The 23,637-nt window shown below is 64.9% G+C and carries 24 protein-coding genes; 4 read left to right on the top strand and 20 right to left on the bottom strand.

Annotation, left to right across the window (positions count from 1 at the left end; genetic code table 11):
* Complete coding sequence (locus tag WS64_RS16195; protein WP_059646634.1) at window positions 1-498, top strand: putative toxin-antitoxin system toxin component, PIN family; 498 nt, start codon at window positions 1-3, stop codon at window positions 496-498.
* A 28-nt stretch (window positions 499-526) separates the two neighbouring features.
* A complete protein-coding gene (locus WS64_RS16190; RefSeq protein WP_060966858.1) occupies window positions 527-1,699 on the top strand; it encodes a pyridoxal phosphate-dependent aminotransferase in 1,173 nt (390 codons plus the stop codon).
* Between the two features lie 44 nt (window positions 1,700-1,743).
* On the opposite strand, the gene WS64_RS16185 is transcribed toward WS64_RS16190, so the two are convergent.
* Entirely contained in the window at window positions 1,744-2,400 is a 657-nt protein-coding gene (locus WS64_RS16185; protein WP_059583581.1) for a glutathione S-transferase family protein, read from the bottom strand.
* A 199-nt stretch (window positions 2,401-2,599) separates the two neighbouring features.
* On the opposite strand from WS64_RS16185, the gene WS64_RS16180 reads away from it, so the two are divergent.
* Both WS64_RS16180 and WS64_RS16175 read left to right on the top strand, forming a co-directional pair.
* Window positions 2,600-3,391 (top strand): oxepin-CoA hydrolase, alternative type, encoded by a 792-nt coding sequence (locus WS64_RS16180; RefSeq protein ID WP_059646626.1) that lies wholly within the window; start codon window positions 2,600-2,602, stop codon window positions 3,389-3,391.
* 220 nt (window positions 3,392-3,611) lie between these two features.
* Entirely contained in the window at window positions 3,612-4,304 is a 693-nt protein-coding gene (locus WS64_RS16175; protein WP_059583763.1) for a glutathione binding-like protein, read from the top strand.
* Between the two features lie 43 nt (window positions 4,305-4,347).
* Here the strand turns inward: WS64_RS16175 and WS64_RS16170 are convergent, their stop codons facing one another.
* The 19 genes from WS64_RS16170 to WS64_RS16080 all read right to left on the bottom strand — a co-directional run bounded on the left by WS64_RS16170 (window position 4,348) and on the right by WS64_RS16080 (window position 23,616).
* A complete protein-coding gene (locus tag WS64_RS16170) occupies window positions 4,348-4,824 on the bottom strand; it encodes a MaoC family dehydratase (protein WP_060966857.1) in 477 nt (158 codons plus the stop codon).
* A complete protein-coding gene (locus WS64_RS16165; RefSeq protein ID WP_059583588.1) occupies window positions 4,821-5,282 on the bottom strand; it encodes a MaoC family dehydratase in 462 nt (153 codons plus the stop codon). The genes WS64_RS16170 and WS64_RS16165 overlap by 4 nt, the downstream gene beginning before the upstream one ends.
* A 38-nt stretch (window positions 5,283-5,320) precedes the next feature.
* On the bottom strand, window positions 5,321-6,454 hold the full coding sequence (locus WS64_RS16160) for an acyl-CoA dehydrogenase family protein (RefSeq protein ID WP_059583590.1): 1,134 nt from the start codon (window positions 6,452-6,454) through the stop codon (window positions 5,321-5,323).
* A 19-nt stretch (window positions 6,455-6,473) separates the two neighbouring features.
* Complete coding sequence (locus tag WS64_RS16155) at window positions 6,474-7,670, bottom strand: acyl-CoA dehydrogenase family protein (RefSeq protein WP_059583591.1); 1,197 nt, start codon at window positions 7,668-7,670, stop codon at window positions 6,474-6,476.
* A 472-nt stretch (window positions 7,671-8,142) separates the two neighbouring features.
* Window positions 8,143-8,565 carry a DUF1178 family protein gene (locus WS64_RS16150; RefSeq protein WP_050016483.1) on the bottom strand — a complete coding sequence of 141 codons (423 nt, stop codon included), beginning with the start codon at window positions 8,563-8,565 and terminating at the stop codon, window positions 8,143-8,145.
* Window positions 8,566-8,701: 136 nt separating this feature from the next.
* Complete coding sequence (locus WS64_RS16145; RefSeq protein WP_059583595.1) at window positions 8,702-9,292, bottom strand: NUDIX domain-containing protein; 591 nt, start codon at window positions 9,290-9,292, stop codon at window positions 8,702-8,704.
* Window positions 9,293-9,331: 39 nt separating this feature from the next.
* On the bottom strand, window positions 9,332-9,628 hold the full coding sequence (locus WS64_RS16140) for a DUF2818 family protein (protein ID WP_059583597.1): 297 nt from the start codon (window positions 9,626-9,628) through the stop codon (window positions 9,332-9,334).
* Entirely contained in the window at window positions 9,628-11,082 is a 1,455-nt protein-coding gene (gene nuoN, locus WS64_RS16135) for an NADH-quinone oxidoreductase subunit NuoN (protein WP_060966856.1), read from the bottom strand. The genes WS64_RS16140 and nuoN overlap by 1 nt, the downstream gene beginning before the upstream one ends.
* Window positions 11,083-11,121: 39 nt before the next feature.
* Window positions 11,122-12,612, bottom strand: coding sequence for an NADH-quinone oxidoreductase subunit M (locus tag WS64_RS16130; protein WP_059646613.1), 1,491 nt, complete (start codon window positions 12,610-12,612; stop codon window positions 11,122-11,124).
* An 18-nt stretch (window positions 12,613-12,630) separates the two neighbouring features.
* A complete protein-coding gene (gene nuoL, locus WS64_RS16125; RefSeq protein ID WP_059583601.1) occupies window positions 12,631-14,685 on the bottom strand; it encodes an NADH-quinone oxidoreductase subunit L in 2,055 nt (684 codons plus the stop codon).
* Window positions 14,686-14,702: 17 nt separating this feature from the next.
* Window positions 14,703-15,008 (bottom strand): NADH-quinone oxidoreductase subunit NuoK, encoded by a 306-nt coding sequence (gene nuoK / locus WS64_RS16120; protein WP_006478272.1) that lies wholly within the window; start codon window positions 15,006-15,008, stop codon window positions 14,703-14,705.
* A gap of 18 nt (window positions 15,009-15,026) precedes the next feature.
* Entirely contained in the window at window positions 15,027-15,677 is a 651-nt protein-coding gene (locus WS64_RS16115; protein ID WP_011545812.1) for an NADH-quinone oxidoreductase subunit J, read from the bottom strand.
* 112 nt (window positions 15,678-15,789) lie between these two features.
* On the bottom strand, window positions 15,790-16,278 hold the full coding sequence (gene nuoI, locus WS64_RS16110) for an NADH-quinone oxidoreductase subunit NuoI (protein WP_006478270.1): 489 nt from the start codon (window positions 16,276-16,278) through the stop codon (window positions 15,790-15,792).
* 15 nt (window positions 16,279-16,293) lie between these two features.
* Window positions 16,294-17,361 carry an NADH-quinone oxidoreductase subunit NuoH gene (gene nuoH, locus WS64_RS16105; RefSeq protein WP_034207963.1) on the bottom strand — a complete coding sequence of 356 codons (1,068 nt, stop codon included), beginning with the start codon at window positions 17,359-17,361 and terminating at the stop codon, window positions 16,294-16,296.
* The gene (gene nuoG, locus WS64_RS16100) at window positions 17,362-19,692 is read right to left on the bottom strand and encodes an NADH-quinone oxidoreductase subunit NuoG (RefSeq protein ID WP_060966855.1); all 2,331 of its coding nucleotides are present in this window, start codon (window positions 19,690-19,692) and stop codon (window positions 17,362-17,364) included.
* Window positions 19,693-19,773: 81 nt separating this feature from the next.
* Window positions 19,774-21,084 (bottom strand): NADH-quinone oxidoreductase subunit NuoF, encoded by a 1,311-nt coding sequence (gene nuoF / locus WS64_RS16095; protein ID WP_006478267.1) that lies wholly within the window; start codon window positions 21,082-21,084, stop codon window positions 19,774-19,776.
* Window positions 21,081-21,566 (bottom strand): NADH-quinone oxidoreductase subunit NuoE, encoded by a 486-nt coding sequence (nuoE, locus tag WS64_RS16090; protein WP_006478266.1) that lies wholly within the window; start codon window positions 21,564-21,566, stop codon window positions 21,081-21,083. Before nuoE ends, nuoF begins: the two co-directional genes overlap by 4 nt.
* A gap of 184 nt (window positions 21,567-21,750) precedes the next feature.
* Window positions 21,751-23,004 (bottom strand): NADH-quinone oxidoreductase subunit D, encoded by a 1,254-nt coding sequence (locus tag WS64_RS16085; RefSeq protein ID WP_059646605.1) that lies wholly within the window; start codon window positions 23,002-23,004, stop codon window positions 21,751-21,753.
* A gap of 9 nt (window positions 23,005-23,013) precedes the next feature.
* Complete coding sequence (locus WS64_RS16080) at window positions 23,014-23,616, bottom strand: NADH-quinone oxidoreductase subunit C (protein ID WP_059583606.1); 603 nt, start codon at window positions 23,614-23,616, stop codon at window positions 23,014-23,016.
* Window positions 23,617-23,637: the final 21 nt, after the last annotated feature.

Here is a 23,637-nt window from a genome sequence, read left to right as displayed (position 1 = left end):
ATGACCCGCTCTCTCGCCCCGCATGCCGCATGCCGCGTCGTGCTCGATTCGAACGTCTGGATCGACATCCTCGTATTCGACGACCCCGCCACGCGCCCGATCCGCGCCGCGCTGGAGCACGGCACGCTGGCCGCCGTGATCGACGGCCGCTGCCTGACCGAACTCGAATACGTGCTCGACTATCCGCAGTTCCAGTCGCGCGCGATCGACAAGGCGGCCGCGCTCGCGACCGTCGCCCGGCTCGCGAGCCTCGTCGAACCGCCGCCCGTCGACGCCGGCGCGCCGCCGCTGCCGAAGTGCAAGGACCGCGACGACCAGAAGTTTCTCGAACTCGCGCGCGCCGCGCACGCCGATTGGCTCGTGTCGAAAGACCGCGCGCTGCTGAAGCTCGCGAAGCGCACCGCCCGCGACTTCGGTTTCCGGATTGCGCAACCCGCGCCATTTGCGCAAGCCTGCGCACTCGACGCCGCGCCGCCCGTCACGGCGACGCCGGCCTGACGCACCTCACCCGATTCCGACCGTATCGATGAACGCTCCTTCAGATATGCCAACGACACCCGTTTTCCCCTCGCGCCTGCCGAACGTCGGCACGACGATCTTCACGGTGATGAGCGCGCTTGCCGCCGAAAAAGGGGCGGTGAACCTCGGCCAGGGTTTCCCGGATTTCGATTGCGATCCGCGCATCCTCGATGCGGTGGCCGCCGCGATGCGCAACGGGCACAACCAGTACCCGCCGATGGCCGGCGTCGCGCCGCTGCGCGACGCGATCGCCGACAAGATCGCGCGGGTGTACGGCCGGCGCTACGATTCGGCCGCCGAAATCACCGTGACGGCCGGCGCGACGCAGGCGCTGCTGACGGCGATCCTGTGCGCGGTGCATCCGGGCGACGAAGTGATCGTCGTCGAGCCGACCTACGACAGCTACCTGCCGTCGATCGAGCTCGCCGGCGGCAAGCCCGTGTTCGTCACGCTGGAGGCGCCCGACTACGCGATCCCGTTCGACCGTCTCGCGGCCGCGATCACGCCGAAAACGCGGATGATCCTGATCAACACGCCGCACAACCCGACGGGCACCGTGTGGCGCGAGGCGGACATGCGCAAGCTCGAGGACATCGTGCGCGGCACCAACGTGCTGATCCTGTCCGACGAGGTCTACGAACACATGGTCTACGACGGCGCGCGCCACGAGAGCGTCGCGCGCTATCCGGAACTCGCCGCACGCAGCTTCATCGTGTCGAGCTTCGGCAAGACCTATCACGTGACCGGCTGGAAGGTCGGTTACGTCGCGGCGCCTGCCGCGCTGACCGCTGAATTCCGCAAGGTCCACCAGTTCAACGTATTCACGGTGAACACGCCGATGCAGATCGGGCTCGCCGACTACCTGCGCGACCCGACGCCGTACCTGTCGCTCGCCGGCTTCTATCAGCAAAAGCGCGACTTCTTCCGGGCCGGCCTCGAGCGCACGCGCTTCAAGCTGCTGCCGTGCACGGGCACGTACTTCCAGTGCGTCGATTACTCGGCGATCAGCGACCTGCCCGAAGCGGAATTCTCGACGTGGCTCACGTCGGAGATCGGCGTGGCCGCCATTCCGGTGTCGGCGTTCTATCACGAGCCGCACGAATCGGGCGTCGTGCGCTTCTGCTTCGCGAAGCGGGAAAGCACGCTCGCATCCGCGCTCGAGCGGCTCGCCCGCCTGTAAGACCCGCACGGGGGCGGCCGCACGCCGCCCTTCGGGAAACGCGGTTACGAACGCGCGACGTTCGCCGCTTCGACATACGCCTTGCGCTCGGCTGCCACGCGCTGCGCGGCAGGGCGTTCACTCACCGTTTTGGCGTGCGCCTTCCAGTCGATGCCTGCATCGAGCAGGAAGTCGCGGCCGAATATGGCCTTCGTCGCCATCCCGATCACCGGCAGATGAACCCACGCGGCAATGTCCGCGAGGCCGAACGACTCGCCGAGCACATACGGCGAAAACCGCGTCATCTGCTTGAACGCATCGATCGCGCGCGGCAGGCGCTTCTCGACGTGCGCCTTCATCCCGTCGCTGACCTTGCCGCCGAAAAACGCTTCCGTGTACACCTCGCGCGCCACCCATTCGAGATACAGCTCGAGCGTCTCGACCAGTTCGCGCACCTTCGCCGCCGCGAACGGGCTCGCGGGCAAAATGCCTTTCTCGGGATAGCGCGCCGCCAGGTATTCGATGATCACCTGGGACTCGAACAGCGCACCCTCTTCGGTCTTCAGGAACGGAATCTTGCCGAGCGGCGAATCGGCGAGCTGCACCGGATCGCTGACCGGCAAAGCGCACACCGACTCCTCGAACGGTATATCGTGCTCGAGCAGGACGAACTTCACCTTGTTGTAGTAGTTGGACAACGGAATACCGCACAGCTGTAGCATCGGAGTCTCCTTCGTTGCTGGAGCACGGCCGCATCGACGCCGGCCGCCTCGAGATTCATCGCGCCGAAAAGCACGTTCGTGCTAGTCTAAAGCAAGTTTTTCGTCCGCCACGACAACATTACATCCGCTTCGGCGACAGCCCTCGCTGTTCGCGGGATACACTCGGCGTCGCCGCGCCACCCGATGGAGACACGCTCGCATGAGTGCTGAACTGCTGGCCTCGCGCCCGCCCGAGAGCGAATCGACGCTCGTCCTCACGCTGTCCAATCCCGGTGCGCGCAACGCACTGCATCCCGACATGTATGCGGCCGGCATCGAAGCGCTCGCCACCGCCGAGCGCGATCCGGCGATTCGCGCCGTCGTGCTGACGGGTGCCGATCGCTTCTTCTGCGCAGGCGGCAACCTGAACCGGTTGCTCGAGAATCGCTCGAAGGATCCGTCCTTCCAGGCCGACAGCATCGATCAGCTCGCGGCATGGGTCACGGCGATCCGCGCGTCGACGAAGCCGGTGATCGCGGCCGTCGAAGGCGCCGCGGCCGGCGCCGGCTTCTCGCTCGCGCTCGCGTGCGACCTGATCGTTGCCGCACACGACGCGAAATTCGTGATGTCGTATGCACGCGTCGGCCTGACACCCGACGGCGGCGGCTCGTGGTTTCTCGCCCGCGCGTTGCCGCGTGCGACCGCCGCCGAGATCCTGTTCGAAGGCAAACCGGTCGCCGCGGAACGCCTGCATGCGCTGGGCGTCGTCAATCGGCTCGCCGCGCCTGGCACGGCGCTGAGCGACGCACTGGCGTGGGCCGACACGCTCGCCGGCATCTCGCCGAACGCGCTCACGCGCATCAAGTCGCTGCTCGACGACGCGACCGCCCAACCGCTGGACGCGCACCTCGGCACCGAGCGCGATCATTTCGTCGCGTCGCTGCATCATGCGGACGGGCTCGAAGGCATCAGCGCCTTTCTCGAGAAGCGCCAACCGCGCTACAAGCGCTGATCCACCGCGTCGGCCTTCGAACCGACGCCACGCCACCGCGTCCATCCGGTGCGGCACGTCGACGCCGCGAGCACCGCCGACGACGCTCGCGGGCCCGGCCGCGCATGCCCGCCGGCACGGGCGTTTCCGCCGCCAGCAGCCCGCGTCGATCCATGCTCTAATGACCGCCTGTCGCGGCGCCGCCGGCGCCGTTTTCGCGCATGCCACACAGGAGTTGACGATGATCGACGTCTATAGCTGGGCGACCCCGAACGGCCACAAGGTGCACATCATGCTCGAGGAAACGGGCCTCGCGTATCGCGCCCATCCGGTCGATATCGGTGCGGGCGACCAGTTCGAGCCCGCGTTCCTGAAGATCAGCCCGAACAACAAGATCCCCGCGATCGTCGATCCGGATGGCCCCGGCGGCCAACCGATCTCGCTGTTCGAATCGGGCGCGATCCTGATCTACCTCGCGGAGAAGACCGGCAAGTTCCTGCCGACCGATCCGGCCGCGCGCTATGCGACGCTCGAGTGGCTGATGTTCCAGATGGGCGGTGTCGGCCCGATGCTCGGGCAGGCGCACCACTTCCGGCTGTATGCGCCGGAGAAGATCGAGTACGCGGTCAACCGCTACACGAACGAAGCGAAGCGCCTGTACAACGTGATGGAAAAGCGGCTCGGCGAATCCGAGTATCTCGCGGGCGACACGTACACGATCGCGGACATTGCGACGTTCCCGTGGACGCGTTCGTGGCGGAACCAGGGCATCGAGCTCGACGCGTTGCCGAACGTGAAGCGCTGGCACGAGGCGATCGCCGCGCGACCGGCCGTGCAGCGCGGCGTCGAGGTACTCGCGTCGATGCGCAAGGCGCTGCAGGACGACAAGGCACGCGAGGTGCTGTTCGGCGCAACGCAATACGCGAAGCACTGACACGCAGGGTGGACGCAGCGGCATCCGCGTGCCGCTGCGGGCTTCAGAAGTAATGCAGCGTGATGAATTCCGCCGCGCATACCGGCAGCGGCGCGTCGGGACGCTCGATCTGCATCGATACCGACCACGTCACCTGAATACCGCCGCGTGCGGCGTCGGCGATTTCCTTCACCGCGAACAGCGCGCGCACGCGCGCCCCGACCGGCACCGGCTTCAAGAACCGTACGCGGTTGAGCCCGTAGTTCACGCCCATCTTCTGCTCGAAGCGCATTGCGTCGGTCATCAATGCAGGAATCAGCGACAGCGTCAGGAACCCGTGCGCGATGGGCCCACCGAACGGCGACTCGCGCCGCGCGCGTTCGGGGTCGACGTGAATCCATTGATGATCGCCGGTCGCGTCGGCGAAACCGTCGACGCGCGGCTGGTCGATCTCGATCCAGCCGCTCGCGAGCGGCTCCGCGCCAACCCGCGCCTGCAGCGCCTGCGCGGAGGCGATCAGCGGCAAGGTCACGTCGTTCATGCGTTCGCGCCTGCCGGATGGCGCAGCCCGAAAATCACCTTGGTGTGCACGCTGATCACCGTCTCGCCGGCTTCGTTCACGCCGACCCATTCCGTCGACACGATGCCGCGATCGGGCTTGCTCTCCGACACGCGCTTGTCGTGCACCTTCTGGTACATCGTGATCGTGTCGCCGGCGCGTACCGGCTTCAGCCAGCGGATCGAATCGATGCCCGGCGAGCCCATGCTGGTCGAGTCCGGCCCCAGCTTCTGGACCAGCAGGCTCATGAACACCGAACACGTATGCCAGCCGCTCGCGACGAGCCCGCCGAAGTGCGATGCCTTCCCTGCTTCCTCGTCGACATGGAACGGCTGCGGATCGTAGCGCTGCGCGAACGTCTTGATGTCGTCGGGCTCGAACGTGTAGCGGCCCACTTCGGTGGTACTGCCCACCACCAGATCTTCGTAACTGATGCCCACTGATAAGTCTCCTTGTCTGGCGCGCTCGCGCGTCGCCGTCATGCTACGTCGGTCTGCGCGAAATCCGGCAGCGCCGCGAGGCGGGCGAGGTGATGATCGGTATCGCCGAGCGTCGTCTCGATGATCGACAGCCGCTTGAACAGGTGCGCGGCGGCCACCTCGTTGGTCACGCCCATGCCGCCGTGCAACTGGATCGCCTGCTGGCCGACGAAGCGCGCGGCCGATCCGACCCGCGCCTTCGCGGCCGACACGGCCTTGCGCCGCGCGTCGGCATCGCCGTTCGCATAGCGCACCGCCGCGAGATAGGTCAGCGAACGCGCCTGCTCGGCATGAATCAGCATGTCGACCATCCGGTGCTGTAGCGCCTGAAAGCGCGCGATCGGCACCCCGAACTGCTCGCGCGTCTTCGTGTATTCGACCGTCGCGCGATTCAGCTCGTCGAGCGCGCCAACCGCTTCCGCGCATAGCAGAAAGGTCGCGTAATCGGCAATCTGCTCGAGCGCCGCCGCGTCTCGCGCCCCGCCCGTCAGCAGTCGGGCCGGCGTGTCGTCGAACGTGAGCGTCGCGGCGCGCTGGCCGTCGATGGTCCGGTAGTCGACCACCTTCGCGTTGGCCGCATCGCGTTCGACGACGAAGAGGCCGATGCCGCCGCCGTCGACACGCGCGGGCACGATCCAGACGTGCGCCTGGGCGCCGTGCTGAACGACCGACTTGATACCGGTCAGCCGGTACGTGCCGTCCTGCTCGCGCGCGCGCGTGTCGAGTTCGTACAGGTCGTAGCGCGCCTGCGGCTCATGGAACGCGACCGCCACGCGCTTTTGTCCCTGTGCAATCGCCTCCAGCAGCGCGGCGTCGTCGCCCGCGCCGGAGCCGGCGATCCGCAACGCCTCGACGCCGACCGCCGTGGCCCAGTACGGCTCGATCACGAGCGCGCGGCCGAGCTCCTGCATCACGACCAGCATGTCGACCGGCCCGCCGCCGAAGCCGCCCTGGGCGTCCGGCACCGGCAACGCGGTCAATCCGAGTTCGGTGAATGCGCTCCACTGCGCGTCCGACACACCGGTATCGCTGCGCACGATCGCCTGGCGTGCCTCGAAGCCGTATTGCTCGCCGAGATACCGGCGCAGCGCATCGGCGAACTGCTGCTGCTCATCGGTAAAGCTGAAATCCATGGTTGTCTCCGTTCCCTGATCACAGCCCCAGAATCATCTGCGCGATGATGTTTTTCTGGATCTCGTTCGACCCGCCGTAGATCGACGTCTTCCGGTAATTGAAGTAGTACGCGGCGAGCGGCGCCGCATCGTCGTCGCCGGCGATGCTGTGCTCGCGTTCGCCGGCGAGGAACGGCACGTCGAACGGTGCGGCCAGCGGGCCGATCGCTTCGACCATCAGCTCGGTGAGCGCCTGTTGCACCTCGGTGCCCTTGATCTTCAGCATCGACGCTTCGGGGCCCGGCCCCTTGCCGCTCGTCTCGCGGCTGACGACGCGCAGCACCGTCACTTCCAGCGCCATCAACTCGACTTCGAGCGCCGCGACCTTCGCGGCGAACACGGGATCGGCGAGCAACGGCTTGCCGTTCTTGCGCTGGTTCGACGCGATGCGCTTCAGGAACGCGAGCTCCCGCTTCGACGCGCCGACGCGCGCGATGCCGGTGCGCTCGTGGCCGAGCAGGTATTTCGCGTAGGTCCAGCCGCGGTTCTCGTCGCCGACGAGGTTCTCGACCGGCACCTTCACGTCCTCGAAGAACACCTCGTTGACCTCGTGGTCCTCGTCGAGCATCACGATCGGGCGCACCGTGATGCCGGGCGTTTTCATGTCGATCAGCAGGAACGAGATGCCTTCCTGCTTCTTCGCGGCCGGATCGGTGCGCACGAGGCAGAACATCATGTCGGCGTACTGGCCGAGCGTGGTCCAGGTCTTCTGGCCGTTGACGACGTAGTGATCGCCGTGGCGCTCGGCGCGCGTGCGCAGCGACGCGAGATCGGACCCGGAACCCGGCTCCGAATAACCCTGGCACCACCAGTCCGAGCCGTCGAGAATACGCGGCAGATAGCGGCGCTTCTGCGCTTCGCTGCCGTATTTCATCAGAACCGGCGCGACCATCGACACCCCGAAAGGCAGCACGGTCGGCGCACCGATGCGCGCGCACTCCTCGTCCCAGATGTGCCGCTGCGTCGCGTTCCAGCCCGGGCCGCCATATTCGACCGGCCAAGCGGGCGCGGACCAGCCGCGCTGGCCGAGAATCCGGTGCCAGCTCGCGAAATCCTCGCGGTCGAGTCGTTTGTGATCGAGTACCTTGGCGCGCAGTGCGTGAGGCAGGTTGGCCTCGAGCCAGGCGCGGACGTCGGCGCGGAACGCGTCGTCGGCGGGGGAATAATCCAGATCCATGCGCAGTGTCTCCTGTCGACCCGAGTTAGCGCTTTAGCGCTTACTCGGGTCCCATGGCGTGGTTGGGTGGAGTTGGCGCTTCAGCGCTTACTCCACCCCCACGGCGGTCGATTCGAGTTAGCGCTTCAGCGCTTACTCGGGTCCCATGGCGTGGTTGGGTGGAGTTGGCGCTTCAGCGCTTACTCCACCCCCACGGCGGTCGATTCGAGTTAGCGCTTCAGCGCTTACTCGGGTCCCATGGCGTGGTTGGGTGGAGTTGGCGCTTCAGCGCTTACTCCACCCCCACGGCGGTCGATTCGAGTTAGCGCTTCAGCGCTTACTCGGGTCCCATGGCGTGGTTGGGTGGAGTTAGCGCTTTAGCGCTTACTCCACCCCCACGGCGGTCGACCCGAGTTCGCGCTCTAGCGCCTGCTCCGATCTCATGCAAGGCTGGCCGCGACCGTCCGGCCCGGCCAAGGACACACTGCGTACGTCATTGCAGCGGTTCTTTCAGCGCGGCAGGAATCGGCAGCGGCATCACATCGATGCCTTCTTCGACCAAGGACTGCGCATCCTCCGGCGTCGTGACGCCACGAATGCTGCGTGCCGGCGCCTCGTTGTAATGAATGCGCCGCGCTTCCTCGGCGAAGCGCTCGCCCACGTTCTCGGTCTTCTCCAGCACCTCGCGCAGCGCGCGCATCACCTGCGCCTGCAGCGCACGCGGATCGGCCGGCTGCGGCTGCGTCGCGCCCGACAGGTTCAGGCGCGGCGCCGACGGCATCCGGTTGATCTCCGTCGTTCCGCACACCGGACATTCGACCAGCTTGCGGGACAACTGCGCTTCGAATTCATCGGCGGAAGCGAACCAGCCTTCGAACCGATGACCGTGCGGACACTGTAAATCGAGGACCTTCATGCTGAATCAGGGCGTGTGACGAGTGTAGCGCAAAAAGCGGTTTTGTGAACGATCGTGCTAAATCCGGATTGCGCAGCGCGAACGCACTGCGTCGCCAGATTGTAACGCGGCGCCCCGGCCGCCGCCGACGCCGCGCTCAGGGCGTGACGACCGGCCCGAGCGGCCACGTGCCGGACAGCACCTTGTCGAGCCACATGGTGCCGATGATCGTCTTCACGTCGGAGATCTGGCCCGTGCGCACCCACTCCTGCAGGTCGTCCAGCGTCGCGGTGAAGGTTTCGAGGAATTCGCCTTCGTCGAGCTTGCGCTCGCCGGCCGTCAGCCCGCGCGCGAGGTACAGGTCGATGAATTCGGTCGAATAGGAAATGATCGGGTGAATGCGGGCCAGGAACACGTATTCGCGCGCCGTGTAGCCCGTTTCCTCACGCAGCTCGCGCGCCGCGCACGCGAGCGCGCCTTCGTTCGGATCGAGCTTGCCGGCCGGGAATTCGGCCATCACCTTGCCGATCGGATAGCGGAACTGGCTCTCCATCAGCACGCGGCCGTCGTCGAACAGCGGGATCACCATCACCGCGCCCGGATGCTGCACGTATTCGCGCGTGGCTTTCTTGCCGTCCGGCAGACGGACGGTATCGCGCTTGAGCTTGAGGAACGCGCCTTCGAAGATCGCCTCGCTCTCGAGGCAGGTTTCGGTCAGTGCGGCGTCGTGATTGGGTAGTTCGGCCATCGGCGGCTCCTGGATGAGCACGACGGACGGCCGAAGCCGTCAGCGTCGTTTGACGAGATACTGGAACGTGAAGCCGGGAAACGCGAACACGACGAAGAGACTGAACGTGATCGCGTAAAACTGCCAGCCCTGTTCGAAGCGGTTGCCGGCGCGCGACTCGAGCCAGAAGCCGAGCGCGCCGACGATGAAGTACAGCACGATCAGCTCGCCGATCCGCACCCACGCACTCTTCTTCGTCGCGCCGAACGGCACGACGGCGAAGAGGCGTTGGTTCAGGAACGGCAGGTTGGCGCATACGAGCGCCAACAGCACGATGAACCAGCCGGCTGCCGACATTACAGCGGCAGCGTGTGGCGGATTGCCTGCAGGCAGGCGGTCAGCAGCGGGCTCGGGATCAGGCCGAGCACGACGACGGCCAGGCCGTTCAGCACGAGAATCGTGCGCTTGCAGAAATCGCCCGAGATCGGCGTCGAATCCTGCGGCGCATCGAAGTACATCAGCTTCACGATGCGCAGGTAGTAGAACGCGCCGAACAGCGACGTGATCACGGCCAGCACGGCCAGCCACGTGAGGCCCGCGTTGACGGTCGCCTCGAGCACCGCGAGCTTCGCGTAGAAGCCGACGGTCGGCGGAATGCCGGCCAGCGAGAACATCATGACCATCATCACGAACGCGAACACCGGGCTGCGCTTGTTGAGGCCCTTGAAGTCGTCGATCGTTTCGGCTTCGAAATCGCGGCGCGCGAGCAGCATCACCACGCCGAACGAGCCGAGCGTCGTGATCAGGTAGACGATCGCGTAGAACATCGCCGAGCTGTAGGCGTTCGCCGGCGCCGCCGCGTCGCCCTTCACGATGCCGGCGAGCAGGCCGAGCAGCACGAAGCCCATGTTCGAGATCGCCGAGTACGCGAGCATCCGCTTGATGTTGCGCTGGACGATACCGGTGATGTTGCCGACGATCAGCGACAGCGCGGCGAGGATCACGAGCGCGGTCTGCCAGTTCTGCGCGAGCGGCAGCAGGCCCATCACCAGGAAGCGCAGGCCCCACGCGAACGCGGCAACCTTCGGGCCGCCGCCGACGAACAGCGTCATCGCGGTCGGCGCGCCCTGGTAGACGTCCGGCACCCACATGTGGAACGGCACGGCGCCGAGCTTGAACGCGATACCGGCGACGATGAAGATCACGCCGAACATCAGCACAGCCGCGTCGGTGTTGCCGCCGACCGCCTTGTACACTTCGCCGAGTTCGAGCGAGCCGGTCGCGCCGTAGAGCATCGAGATGCCGTACAGCACGAAGCCCGATGCGAGCGCGCCCAGCACGTAGTACTTCATCGCGGCTTCGCTCGACTGCGCGGCGTCGCGGCGCAGCGCGATGACCGCGTACAGCGACAGCGACATCAGTTCGAGACCGAGGTACAGCGTCAGGAAGTTGTTGCCCGACACCATGACCAGCTGGCCGAGCAGCGAGAACATGCCGAGCAGGAACACGTCGCCGCGGAACATGTCGCGGTCTTCGAGGTACTTGCGCGAATAGACGAGCGAGACCGCGAAACCGAACGACACGACAGCCTTCATCATGCTCGCGAACGAGTCGACGACGACCATCTTCGAGAAGAAGTAGTACTGCTGCGGGTCGAGCGCCTGGACCGCGAACCACACGCCGGCGACGATCGACGAGACGACCGCGATCAGATAGGTCAGGCGGCGGCCGGACGCACCGGTAAAGGTGTCGTTCAGCCATGCGACGACGATGGCGGCCAGCACCAGCGCGTCAGGCAACAGGACATTCATAGGGGCGTTTTGCATGATCTTGAGTTCCTCCGCTCGCGATTACTGGGCCAGCGGCAGCTTCGACTGCGCGACGTGGGAGAGGAGGTTTTCGACGGAAACGTGCATCACGTCGGTGAAAGGCTTCGGATACAGGCCCATCAGCAGCGTGAACGCGGCGAGTACGGCCAGCATCAGGAATTCGCGACGGCCGATGTCCTTCAGCTTTGCGACGTGATCGTTCGCCACCGCGCCGAAATACACGCGCTTGTACATCCACAGCGTGTAGGCCGCGCCGAGGATCAGCGTGAACGCCGCGCCGAATGCGATCCAGAAGTTGTACTGGACGGCCGCGAGAATCACCATGAACTCGCCGACGAAACCGGACGTACCCGGCAGGCCGCAGTTGGCCATCGAGAACAGCATCGCGAACGCCGCGAACTTCGGCATCACGTTCACGACGCCGCCGTAGTCGGCGATCTGGCGCGAGTGCACGCGGTCGTACAGCACGCCGATGCAGAGGAACATCGCGCCCGACACGAAGCCGTGCGAGATCATCTGGACGATCGCGCCTTCGACGCCGAGCTGGTTGAAGATGAAGAAGCCGAGCGTGACGAAACCCATGTGCGCGATCGACGAATACGCGACCAGCTTCTTCATGTCGGCCTGCACCATCGCGACGAGACCGATGTAGATCACCGCGATCAGCGACAGCGTGATCACGACGGGCGCCAGGAAGTGGCTCGCGTCAGGCGTGATCGGCAGCGAGAAGCGCAGGAAACCGTATGCGCCGAGCTTGAGCATGATCGCCGCCAGCACGACCGAGCCGCCCGTCGGCGCTTCCACGTGCGCGTCCGGCAGCCACGTGTGCACCGGCCACATCGGCACCTTCACCGCGAACGCGAGGAAGAACGCAATGAACAGCAGGATCTGCGGCGTCATCGCGATTTTCGCGTTCTGCCACGTCGCGAGGTCGAACGAGTGCGTTTCCGTGTACAGGTAGATCAGCGCGACCAGCATCAGCAGCGAGCCGGCCAGCGTGTACAGGAAGAACTTGAACGCCGCATACACGCGGTTCGGGCCGCCCCACACGCCGATGATGATGTACATCGGGATCAGGGTCGCCTCGAAGAACACGTAGAACAGCAGGCCGTCGGCCGCCGAGAATACGCCGATCATGATCCCGGACAGGATCAGGAACGCGGCGAGGTACTGCGCGACGTTCTCGGTGATCACTTCCCATGCGGCGATCACGACGATCACCGTGATCAGCGCGGTCAGCACGACGAACCACATCGAGATGCCGTCGACGCCGAGGTGATACGCGATGTCGAAGCGCTGGATCCACGTCGACTTCTCGACGAACTGCAGCGCAGCGGTGCTGGAGTCGAAGCCCGTGATCAGCGGGATCGTGACCGCGAGACCGAGCAGCGCGCCGATCAGCGCGACCCAGCGAGCCGTCCCCGGATTTTTGTCGTTACCCACCGCCAGCACGAGGAGGCCGAAAACGATCGGCAGCCAGATCGCGGTACTGAGAATCGGAAAAGCGTGCATTAGTGTTGTCTCCCCGCCTTATTTGCCGCCGAGCGTTACAAACAGGGTCAGGAGCCCCAGCATGCCGATGATCATGGCGAACGCGTAGTGATAGATGTAACCGGATTGGAGGAAGCGGATCACGCCGGCGAACCAGCCGATGAACCGGGCGCTGCCGTTGACGAGGCCGTCGATCACCACGACGTCGCCCTCCTTCCACAGGCCGCGGCCGATCGCCACCGAACCGCGGGCGAACACCACTTCGTTGATCTTGTCCATGTAGTACTTGTTGTCCAGCAGCGTGTAGATCGGGCCGAACGCGCGGCGGATCGACGCCGGCAGCTCCGGACGCTTCAGGTACAGGAACCACGCGACGACGACACCGGCAAGCGCGAGCCACACCGGCAGGCCCGACACCGAGTGCAGGCCCATGCCCACCCAGCCGTGGAACTCCTCGGCCATCTCGGCCAGCGCCGGATGGTTTTCGCCGATGAAGATCACCTTGTCGAATGCGACGCCGTGCTGGAAGAAATCGCCGAACAGCATCGGGCTGATCGCGATCGCGCCGATGATCACCGACGGGATCGCCAGCAGGACCAGCGGCACCCACACGACCCACGGGGTCTCGTGCGGCTCGTGCGCGTGGTCGTCATGACCGTGGCCATGGCCGTGATCGTCGTGGCCGTGCGCGGCAGCCATGCCCATGGGCGACTCCGGATGCTTCGGCTTGCGGAAGCGCTCTTCGCCGTGGAACACCAGGAAGTACATGCGGAACGAGTACAGCGCGGTGACGAACACGCTCGCCACGACCGCGAAGTAAGCGAAGCCCGAGCCCGGCAGGTGCGACAGCTTCACCGCGTCGATGATCGAGTCCTTCGAGTAGAAGCCCGAGAAGAACGGCGTGCCGATCAGCGCGAGCGAGCCGACGAGCGACGTGATCCATGTGATCGGCATGTACTTGCGCAGGCCGCCCATGTTGCGCATGTCCTGGTCGTGGTGCATGCCCATGATGACCGAGCCGGCGCCGAGGAACAGCAGCGCCTTGAAGAACGCGTGCGTCATCAGGTGGAACACGGCGACCGGGTAAGCGGACACCCCGAGCGCGACGGTCATGTAGCCGAGCTGCGACAGCGTCGAGTACGCGACCACGCGCTTGATGTCGTTCTGGACGATGCCGAGGAAGCCCATGAAGAGCGCCGTGATCGCGCCGATCACCGTGATGAACGACAGCGCGGTATCCGACAGCTCGAACAGCGGCGACATGCGCGACACCATGAAGATGCCGGCCGTCACCATCGTCGCCGCGTGAATCAGCGCCGAGATCGGGGTCGGCCCTTCCATCGAGTCCGGCAGCCACACGTGCAGCGGGAACTGGGCCGATTTACCCATCGCGCCGATGAACAGGCAGATACAGGCGACGGTCAGCAGGCCCCAGTCGGTGCCCGGGAAGTGCAGGCTCGCGAGCTCCGCGCGCTTCGCGAACACTTCGCCGTAGTTCATCGAGCCGGCGAACGCGAGCAGCAGGCCGATGCCGAGCAGGAAGCCGAAGTCGCCCACGCGGTTCACGAGGAACGCCTTCATGTTCGCGTAGATCGCGCTTTCGCGCGTGAAGTAGAAGCCGATCAGCAGGTACGACACCAGACCCACCGCTTCCCAGCCGAAGAACAGCTGCAGGAAGTTGTTGCTCATCACGAGCATCAGCATCGAGAACGTGAACAGCGAGATGTACGAGAAGAAGCGCTGGTAGCCGTCCTCTTCCGCCATGTAGCCGATCGTGTACACGTGCACCATCAGCGAGACGAAGGTCACGACGACCATCATCATCGCGGTCAGCGAATCGACGAGGAAGCCGACCTCGAGCTTCAGCGAGCCGACGTTCATCCATTCGTAGACGGTCGCGTTGAAGCTCGCGCCGCCCATCACGTCGAGGAAGACTTTCGCCGACAGGAGGAACGCGATCAATACGCCGAGGATCGTGATCCGATGTGCGCCCTTGCGCCCGACTGCGTTCCCGAACAGCCCCGCAATCAGCGAGCCGGCCAGCGGAGCGAGCGGAATCGCCAGCAGCAGGTTTTCATTGAGTGTCGTTGACATAACAGCGTTGCCTGAAATTAACCTTTGAGCTGATCGAGATCCTCGACATTGATCGTGTCGAGCTTACGGAACAGGGTCACCAGAATCGCGAGACCGATCGCGGCTTCCGCTGCGGCGACGGTCAGCACGAAGAACACGAAGATCTGGCCGTGCACGTCGCCGAGGTAATGCGAGAACGCGACGAAGTTGGTGTTCACCGCCAGCAGCATCAGTTCGATCGACATCAGGATGATGATGACGTTGCGGCGGTTCAGGAAGATCCCGACGATCGCGATCGCAAAGAGGATCGCGCCGAGCACAAGGTAGTGAGCAAGAGTCAGCATGGTTTTCTTTTCCTCCGCTTAGCCGTTGGTGCCCGAGCCGGCTTCGCTTTGCGCCGTTTCCGGCTGCGGCTTGTCCGCTTCCATCTTCACGAGGCGCACGCGGTCGTTGCGGCGCACCTTGACCTGATCCGACACGCGCTGGCGCTTGCTGTCCTTGCCCTTGCGCTCGGTCAGCCCGATCGCGGCAATGATCGCGACCAGCAGCACGAGGCCGGCGATTTCGAACGCGAAGATGTAGTCGGTGTAGATCACCTTGCCGATCAGGCGCGTATTCGACCAGTTGGCCATCTCGCCCGTCGCCATCGCATGCACGGTGTGCGTGTCGCCGTAGCCGCGCCACAGGATCAGCGCGGTTTCGATCACGATGATCGCGCCGACCACGGTTGCCATCGGGACGAAGCGCTTGAAGTCGCGGCGCAGGTAGTCGATGTTGATGTCCAGCATCATCACGACGAACAGGAACAGCACCATCACCGCGCCCACGTAGACCAGAACCAGCAGGATCGCGAGGAATTCGGCCTCCAGCAGCATCCAGATCGCGGCGGCGTTGAAGAACGCCAGCACAAGGAAAAGCGCAGACGCCACCGGGTTGCGCGAAGTGATCACCTTCAGCCCTGATACCACCAGGAGCAGCGCGAAGATGTAGAACAGTACGGTCGTGAATTCCATGATTACCGGTTCATCGTTAGGCCATAGTCAGGCGCGGCTTGCGGGACGCCCGCACCCGTCGCGGCGGCTCGGCCCGTTCATCGTTCATGCCGGGCCGGCACTGCAAACACAATCAACGATACGGCGCGTCGGCAGCCTTCGCCGCGGCGATGTCCTTCTCGTAGCGGTCGCCCACCGCGAGCAGCATTTCCTTCGTGAAATACAGGTCGCCGCGCTTTTCGCCGTGGTACTCGAGAATCTGCGTCTCGACGATCGAATCGACCGGGCAGCTCTCTTCGCAGAAACCGCAGAAGATGCACTTCGTCAGGTCGATGTCGTAGCGCGTCGTGCGGCGCGTGTTGTCCGCGCGCGTTTCCGATTCGATCGTGATCGCCAGCGCGGGGCACACGGCCTCGCACAGCTTGCACGCGATGCAGCGCTCTTCACCGTTTTCATAGCGGCGCAGCGCGTGCAGCCCGCGGAAACGCGGCGAAATCGGGGTCTTCTCTTCCGGGAACTGCACGGTGAACTTGCGCTTGAACGTGTAGCGACCGGTCAGCGCGAGCCCCTTCAGCAGCTCGGTCAGGAAGAAAGTCTTAAAGAAGTGTTGGATTGCCGTCATGATTTCGTCCGATCTTTACTTCACCCAGATGTTCAGCGGCGACATCATCCAGAAGCCGACCACGACCACCCAGATCACCGTGACGGGCAGGAACACCTTCCAGCCCAGACGCATGATCTGGTCGTAACGGAAGCGCGGGAACGTCGCGCGGACCCAGATGAACACCGACAGCAGCGCGAAGACCTTCAGCACCAGCCAGAAGATGCCCGGGATGAACGACAGGAATTCGAACGGGGCGTCCCAGCCGCCGAGGAACAGCGTCGCGGCCAGTGCCGAGATCACGATCATGTTGATGTACTCGGCGAGGAAGAACAGCGCGAACGCCATGCCCGAGTAATCGATCATGTGACCCGCGACGATCTCCGACTCCCCTTCCACCACGTCGAACGGGTGACGGTTCGTTTCGGCGATGCCCGAGATGAAGTAGACGACGAACGCCGGCAGCAGCGGCAGCCAGTTCCACGACAGGAAGTTCACGCCATGGCCGGCGAAAAAGCCGTGCTGCTGCGAACCGACGATTTCCGACAGGTTCAGGCTGCCGGCCGTCATCAGCACGAGCACCAGCGCGAAGCCCATCGAGATTTCGTACGACACCATCTGTGCCGCGGCGCGCATCGCGCCGAGGAACGCGTACTTCGAGTTCGACGCCCAGCCGGCCAGAATCACCGCGTACACGCCGATCGACGAGATCGCCATCGCGTACAGCAGGCCCGCGTTCACGTTCGCGAGCACGGCTTCCGCCTGGAACGGGATCACCGCCCACACGGCGAACGCCGGCACGACGGTCATCACCGGCGCGATCAGGTACAGCCAGCGGCTGGCGGCGCTCGGCTGAATGACTTCCTTCAGCAGCAGCTTCAGCACGTCGGCGATCGGCTGCAGCAGGCCGCCGGGGCCGACGCGGTTCGGGCCGAGACGCACGTGCATCCAGCCGATCAGCTTGCGCTCCCACAGAATCAGGTACGCGACGCACAGCAGGATGACGACGGAGACGACGAGGATGCGCACGACTGCCCACACCGTCGGCCACGCGAAGCCGAGAAGCTCGGCCCCGCCCGCGTTGATCGTATCGAACAAGCTCATTTACGCCTTCTCCACCACCAGTTCACCGGACAGGCTGCCGAGCGCTGCGCCGGCAGGCGTCGCCGCCGACACGCGAACGACCGTCTCCGCAAGATTCGCGTCGCGCACGGCCGGCAACTGCACCGCACGCTCGCCCTGGCGCACGCGCACGGCGTCGCCTTCCTTCAAGCCCAGCTTGTCGAACAGCGCGGCCGGCAGGGCTGCGGCATGCGCCGCCTTCGCGGCGGCCGTCAGATGCAGCGCACCTGCGCGGCGCACAAGCGCGTCGGCATGATAGATCGGCACGTCGGCCAGGCGCTCGAAACCGCCGTTCGCGGCATTCGCCGCGGCGCGGGCCGGCGCGACCGACGTCTGGTTCGACAGGCGGCCCGCGACGCCGGCGTCGCCGAGCGCGGCGACACGCACTTCTTCCGCGGTCTCGTATTCGAAGTTCGGCAGGCCGAGCAGGCTACCGAGCACGCGCAGCACCTTCCAGGCGGGGCGCGTGTCGCCGAGCGGGCGCACGACGCCGTTGAAGCTCTGCACGGTGCCTTCCGCGTTGACGAACGTACCGGCCGTTTCCGTGAACGGTGCGACGGGCAGCAGCACGTCGGCGTAGTCGAGGCCGTGCTTGAACGGCGACATCACGACGACCATCTCCGCCTGGTTCAGCGCGGCCAATGCCTGTGCCGGATCGGCGGTGTCGAATTCCGGTTCGACGTTCAGCAGCACGTAGCCCTTGCGCGGCTGCGCGAATGCTTCGCGTGCATTCAGGCCGCCTTCGCCCGGCAGCGCGCCGACGACGTGCGCGCCGACCGTGTTCGCCGCTTCCGTCAGGAAGCCGAACGTGGCGCCGGTGTTGTCGGCGATCCACTGCGCGACGGCGTGCAGCTTCGCGAATTGCGGATGACGGACCGCGGCGTTGCCGAGCAGCACCGCGCGGCGTTCGCCGTTCGCGAGCGACTGCGCGACAGCCTGGGCCGCCGGCGACGCGGTGACGCCTGCGAGCGCGTCGGGCAGCGCGACGCCGCGCAGCTGCGCGACGGCCGCGGCGATGCCGGCCAGCTCGTCGAGCCATGCGGACGGCGCGGCGACGATGCGTTGCGCGGTCGGGATCAGCGAATCGTCAGCGGTCGCGTGCAGGAAGTGCAGCTTCGCGCCGTTCTTCGCCGCCTGACGCAGGCGCGATGCGAACAGCGGGTGGTCGCGGCGCAGGAACGAACCGACGACGAACGCGGCGTCCACGTTCGACAGATCGGCGATCGGCATGCCGAGCCACGGCGCGCCCTGGACCGGCGCCGAGAAATCCTGCTGGCGCAGACGGAAGTCGACGTTCGGCGTGTTCAGTTCGTTGGCGAGCTGCTTCACGAGGAACAACTCTTCCGCGGTGCTGTGCGCGCTCGCGAGCATCGCCAGCGCGTTCGCGCCGTGATCCGCGGCGATGCCCTTCAGGCCCTTCGCGACGTATTCGAGCGCGGTCTGCCAGTCGGTTTCGATCCACTGGCCACCCTGCTTCAGCATCGGCTTCGTCAGGCGCTCTTCGCTGTTGAGGGCTTCATACGAGAAGCGGTCCTTGTCCGAGATCCAGCATTCGTTGATCGCTTCGTTCTCGAACGGCAGCACGCGCATCACGCGGTTGTTCTTCACCTGCACGACGAGGTTCGCGCCGACGGAATCGTGCGGGCTCACCGACTTGCGGCGCGACAGCTCCCACGTACGGGCGCTGTAGCGGAACGGCTTGCTGGTCAGCGCGCCGACCGGGCACAGGTCGATCATGTTGCCCGACATTTCGGAGTCGACCGTCTTGCCGACGAACGTCGTGATTTCCGAGTGCTCGCCGCGGCCCAACATGCCGAACTCCATCACGCCGGCGATTTCCTGGCCGAAGCGGACGCAGCGCGTGCAGTGGATGCAGCGCGACATCTCTTCCATCGAGATCAGCGGGCCCACGTTCTTGTGGAACACCACGCGCTTTTCTTCCGAGTAGCGCGACGACGACTTGCCGTAGCCGACCGCCAGATCCTGCAGCTGACATTCGCCGCCCTGATCGCAGATCGGGCAGTCGAGCGGGTGATTGATGAGGAGGAATTCCATCACCGACTGCTGCGCCTTCACGGCCTTGTCGGATTGCGTGCGCACGATCATGCCGGCCGACACGGGGGTCGCGCAGGCAGGCACGGCCTTCGGCATCTTCTCGACTTCGACGAGACACATCCGGCAATTGGCCGCGACCGACAGTTTCTTGTGATAGCAGAAGTGAGGAATGTACGTATCCGCCTTGTGCGCAGCCTGGATCACCATGCTGCCTTCGGGCACCTCGACCTTCTTGCCGTCTATTTCAAGTTCAACCATGATGGTGAATGGTCCTTAACCTATTTCCGCCCGTTCGCGCGTTCGCCCGACCGTGCGCTCAAATTCCGCAACCGGGTTCGCTCAGGCTGCCGCCGCGTGCGCGTGGCCGCCGACCATGCAGTGCTTGTGCTCGACGTGGTACGCGAATTCGTCCCAGTAGTGCTTGAGCATCCCGCGTACCGGCATCGCCGCCGCATCGCCGAGCGCACAGATCGTGCGGCCCATGATGTTCTCGGCCACCGAGTTCAGCAGGTCCAGATCTTCCTGGCGGCCTTCGCCGTGCTCGATACGGTTCACGACGCGATACAGCCAGCCGGTGCCTTCGCGGCACGGCGTGCACTGGCCGCACGATTCCTCGTAGTAGAAGTACGACAGGCGCAGCAGCGAGCGCACCATGCAGCGCGTCTCGTCCATCACGATCACCGCGCCGGAACCGAGCATCGAGCCCGCCTTCGCGATCGAGTCGTAGTCGAGATCGGTCTGCATCATGATGTCGCCCGGGATCACCGGCGCCGACGAACCGCCCGGAATCACGGCCTTGATCTTCTTGCCGCCGCGCATCCCGCCGGCGAGCTCCATCAGCGTCGCGAACGGCGTGCCGAGCGGTACTTCGTAGTTGCCCGGACGCTCGACGTCGCCCGACACCGAGAAAATCTTCGTGCCGCCGTTGTTCGGCTTGCCGATCTCGAGGTAATTCTGCGGCCCGATGGACAGCAGGAACGGCACCGCGGCGAACGTCTCGGTGTTGTTGATCGTGGTCGGCTTGCCGTACACGCCGAAGCTCGCCGGGAACGGCGGCTTGAAGCGCGGCTGGCCCTTCTTGCCTTCGAGCGACTCGAGCAGCGCCGTTTCCTCGCCGCAGATGTACGCGCCGTAGCCGTGGTGCGCGTGCAGCTGGAACGAGAATTCCGAGCCCATGATGTTGTCGCCGAGGAACCCGGCCGCGCGCGCTTCATCGAGCGCGGCTTCGAAGCGTCGATACACTTCGAAGATTTCGCCGTGGATGTAGTTGTAGCCGACGGTGATGCCCATCGCATACGCGCCGATGGCCATGCCTTCGATCAGCGCGTGCGGGTTCCAGCGCAGGATGTCGCGATCCTTGAACGTGCCCGGCTCGCCTTCGTCCGAGTTGCAGACGAGGTACTTCTGCCCCGGGAACTGGCGCGGCATGAAGCTCCACTTCAGGCCGGTCGGGAAGCCCGCACCGCCGCGGCCGCGCAGGCCCGACGCCTTCACGTCGGCGATCACCTGCTCGGGCGGAATCTTTTCTTCGAGAATGCGGCGCAGTTGCTTGTAGCCGCCGCGCGCAACGTAATCTTCGAGGTGCCAGTTCTCGCCGTTCAGACCAGCGAGGATCAGCGGTTTGATGTGACGGTCGTGGAGGGACGTCATTTCGAGAGCTCCTCAAGCAGCTGGTCGATCTTCTCGCGGCTCATGAAGCTGCACATTCTGTGATTGTTCACCAGCAGCACCGGCGCATCGCCGCACGAGCCCATGCATTCGCCTTCCTTCAGCGTGAACTTGCCGTCGGGCGTGGTCTCGCCGAAGCCGATGCCCAGCTTCTGTTTCAGGTAGTCGGCAGTCGCTTCCGCGCCGCCGTGCGGGCCGAGCTGGCACGGCAGGTTCGTGCAGAGCGTGATCTTGTGCTTGCCGACCGGTTTGAGCTCGTACATCGTGTAGAACGTCGCGACTTCCTGCACGGCGACGGCCGGCATGCCGAGATAGTCCGCGACGAACTGCATCAGTTCGGGCGACAGCCAGCCATGCTCTTCCTGAGCCACGGCCAACGCCGACATCACGGCGGACTGTTTCTGATCGGCGGGATACTTCGTCAACGCTCGATCGATTTCCTTCAGGCCTTCAGCTGAGATCATTTTCAGACACGACTCTTTCAATTCCTACCGAACGAACAACCTGCCGCACACTGGGGTGCATGGACGGCAGACCTGGCGCTCACTCTGTTGACAGCTTGCGAAGCCGCGCCGGTTCGGCGCATACCGCATGGTGCTTCGCGTGTGACTAACTGCTCGCCGCCCGCGCTCGCGGGCGGCGCAACCATTAGCGATCGATTTCGCCGAACACGATGTCCTGCGTACCGATGATCGTGACGGCGTCGGCGATCATGTGACCGCGCGCCATTTCGTCGAGCGACGCCAGGTGCGCGAAACCCGGCGCGCGAATCTTGAGGCGATACGGCTTGTTGGCGCCGTCCGACACGAGGTAGATGCCGAATTCACCCTTCGGATGCTCGACCGCCGCGTACGCTTCGCCTTCCGGCACATGGAAACCTTCGGTGAAGAGCTTGAAGTGGTGAATCAAGTCTTCCATGTTGGTCTTCATGCCGACGCGCGACGGCGGGGCAACCTTGTGATTGTCCGTCATCACCGGCCCCGGATTCTTGCGGAGCCAATCAATACACTGTTTCGCGATGCGGACCGACTGGCGCATTTCTTCGACGCGCACCAGATAGCGGTCGTAGCAATCGCCGTTCACGCCGACCGGCACGTCGAAATCCATGCGATCGTACACTTCGTAGGGCTGCTTCTTGCGCAGGTCCCACGCGATGCCCGAGCCGCGCAGCATCGGGCCCGTCAGGCCCATCTGCAGCGCACGTTCCGGGCTCACCACGCCGATTCCGACCAGACGCTGTTTCCAGATCCGGTTGTCGGTCAGCAGCGTTTCGTATTCGTCGACGCACTTCGGGAAGCGCGTGAAGAAATCGTCGATGAAGTCGAGCACCGAGCCGCTGCGCGCCTCGTTCATCTTCGCGAGCGCCTTCTCGTTGCGAATCTTCGACGCCTTGTATTGCGGCATTGCGTCAGGCAGATCGCGGTAGACGCCGCCCGGACGATAGTAGGCCGCGTGCATCCGGGCGCCGGACACCGCTTCGTACACGTCCATCAGGTCTTCGCGTTCACGGAATGCGTACAGGAACACGGCCATCGCGCCGACGTCGAGCGCGTGCGCGCCGATCCACATCAGGTGGTTCAGCACGCGCGTGATTTCGTCGAACAGCACGCGGATGTACTGCGCGCGCTCCGGCACGTCGATGCCGAGCAGCTTTTCGATCGCGAGCACGTAGCCGTGCTCGTTGACCATCATCGACACGTAGTCGAGACGGTCCATGTACGGCACGGACTGGATGAAGGTCTTGGATTCGGCGAGCTTTTCCGTCGCGCGATGCAGCAGGCCGATGTGCGGATCGGCACGCTGGATGACTTCGCCGTCGAGCTCGAGCACGAGGCGCAGCACGCCGTGCGCTGCCGGGTGCTGCGGGCCGAAGTTGAGCGTGTAGTTCTTGATTTCTGCCATGACGCCCCCTTAATGTTTCAGACCGCCATAGCGATCCTCGCGGATCACGCGCGGCGTGATTTCGCGCGGCTCGATCGTCACCGGCTGGTACACGACCCGCTTCTCTTCCGGGTCGTAACGCATTTCGACGTAGCCCGACACCGGGAAGTCCTTGCGGAACGGGTGACCGATGAAGCCGTAGTCGGTGAGGATGCGGCGCAGGTCGGGGTGGCCTTCGAACACGATGCCGTACAGGTCGAACGCTTCGCGCTCATACCAGTTCGCGGAAGCCCAGATGTCGACCAGCGACGCCACGATCGGCAGATCGTCGTCCGGCGCGAACACGCGCAGGCGCAGGCGCCAGTTGTTCGTGACCGACAGCAGGTGCGACACGGCCGCGAAGCGCGGGCCGTCGTAGGCGCCGTCGCCGAAGGTCTGGTAGTCGACGCCGCAGAGGTCGATCAGTTGCTCGAAACGGAGCTTCGGATCGTCGCGCAGCGTCTTTGCGACTTCGAGGTAATCGCTCGCCTTCACGACGAGCGTCAGTTCACCGATCGCTTCGGTGAGGCTCACCACGCGCGCGCCGAGCGCGGCTTCGAGGTTCGCCTTCAGGGTCTCGATTTTGCTTGCCATATTGAGGGGACGCTCGGGGCT

It is taken from the genome of Burkholderia anthina, from assembly GCF_001547525.1.
Lineage (GTDB): Bacteria > Pseudomonadota > Gammaproteobacteria > Burkholderiales > Burkholderiaceae > Burkholderia > Burkholderia semiarida.
This window is presented reverse-complemented; position numbering and strand designations above follow the sequence as displayed.

Excerpts from the sequence above, each read along its gene's own strand:
- WS64_RS16150 (WP_050016483.1), bottom strand. The coding sequence starts at position 8,565 with ATGAAGGTCCTCGATTTACAGTGTCCGCACGGTCATCGGTTCGAAGGC.
- WS64_RS16115 (WP_011545812.1), bottom strand. The coding sequence starts at position 15,677 with ATGGAATTCACGACCGTACTGTTCTACATCTTCGCGCTGCTCCTGGTG.
- nuoK (WP_006478272.1), bottom strand. The coding sequence starts at position 15,008 with ATGCTGACTCTTGCTCACTACCTTGTGCTCGGCGCGATCCTCTTTGCG.
- WS64_RS16170 (WP_060966857.1), bottom strand. The coding sequence starts at position 4,824 with ATGAACGACGTGACCTTGCCGCTGATCGCCTCCGCGCAGGCGCTGCAG.
- WS64_RS16145 (WP_059583595.1), bottom strand. The coding sequence starts at position 9,292 with ATGGCCGAACTACCCAATCACGACGCCGCACTGACCGAAACCTGCCTC.
- WS64_RS16195 (WP_059646634.1), top strand. The coding sequence starts at position 1 with ATGACCCGCTCTCTCGCCCCGCATGCCGCATGCCGCGTCGTGCTCGAT.
- WS64_RS16180 (WP_059646626.1), top strand. The coding sequence starts at position 2,600 with ATGAGTGCTGAACTGCTGGCCTCGCGCCCGCCCGAGAGCGAATCGACG.
- WS64_RS16160 (WP_059583590.1), bottom strand. The coding sequence starts at position 6,454 with ATGGATTTCAGCTTTACCGATGAGCAGCAGCAGTTCGCCGATGCGCTG.
- nuoH (WP_034207963.1), bottom strand. The coding sequence starts at position 17,361 with ATGAGCTTGTTCGATACGATCAACGCGGGCGGGGCCGAGCTTCTCGGC.
- nuoE (WP_006478266.1), bottom strand. The coding sequence starts at position 21,566 with ATGATCTCAGCTGAAGGCCTGAAGGAAATCGATCGAGCGTTGACGAAG.
- WS64_RS16130 (WP_059646613.1), bottom strand. The coding sequence starts at position 12,612 with ATGCACGCTTTTCCGATTCTCAGTACCGCGATCTGGCTGCCGATCGTT.
- nuoI (WP_006478270.1), bottom strand. The coding sequence starts at position 16,278 with ATGACGGCAATCCAACACTTCTTTAAGACTTTCTTCCTGACCGAGCTG.
- nuoG (WP_060966855.1), bottom strand. The coding sequence starts at position 19,692 with ATGGTTGAACTTGAAATAGACGGCAAGAAGGTCGAGGTGCCCGAAGGC.
- WS64_RS16190 (WP_060966858.1), top strand. The coding sequence starts at position 527 with ATGAACGCTCCTTCAGATATGCCAACGACACCCGTTTTCCCCTCGCGC.
- nuoL (WP_059583601.1), bottom strand. The coding sequence starts at position 14,685 with ATGTCAACGACACTCAATGAAAACCTGCTGCTGGCGATTCCGCTCGCT.
- WS64_RS16140 (WP_059583597.1), bottom strand. The coding sequence starts at position 9,628 with ATGTCGGCAGCCGGCTGGTTCATCGTGCTGTTGGCGCTCGTATGCGCC.
- nuoF (WP_006478267.1), bottom strand. The coding sequence starts at position 21,084 with ATGACGTCCCTCCACGACCGTCACATCAAACCGCTGATCCTCGCTGGT.
- WS64_RS16175 (WP_059583763.1), top strand. The coding sequence starts at position 3,612 with ATGATCGACGTCTATAGCTGGGCGACCCCGAACGGCCACAAGGTGCAC.
- WS64_RS16155 (WP_059583591.1), bottom strand. The coding sequence starts at position 7,670 with ATGGATCTGGATTATTCCCCCGCCGACGACGCGTTCCGCGCCGACGTC.
- nuoN (WP_060966856.1), bottom strand. The coding sequence starts at position 11,082 with ATGAATGTCCTGTTGCCTGACGCGCTGGTGCTGGCCGCCATCGTCGTC.
- WS64_RS16080 (WP_059583606.1), bottom strand. The coding sequence starts at position 23,616 with ATGGCAAGCAAAATCGAGACCCTGAAGGCGAACCTCGAAGCCGCGCTC.
- WS64_RS16185 (WP_059583581.1), bottom strand. The coding sequence starts at position 2,400 with ATGCTACAGCTGTGCGGTATTCCGTTGTCCAACTACTACAACAAGGTG.
- WS64_RS16085 (WP_059646605.1), bottom strand. The coding sequence starts at position 23,004 with ATGGCAGAAATCAAGAACTACACGCTCAACTTCGGCCCGCAGCACCCG.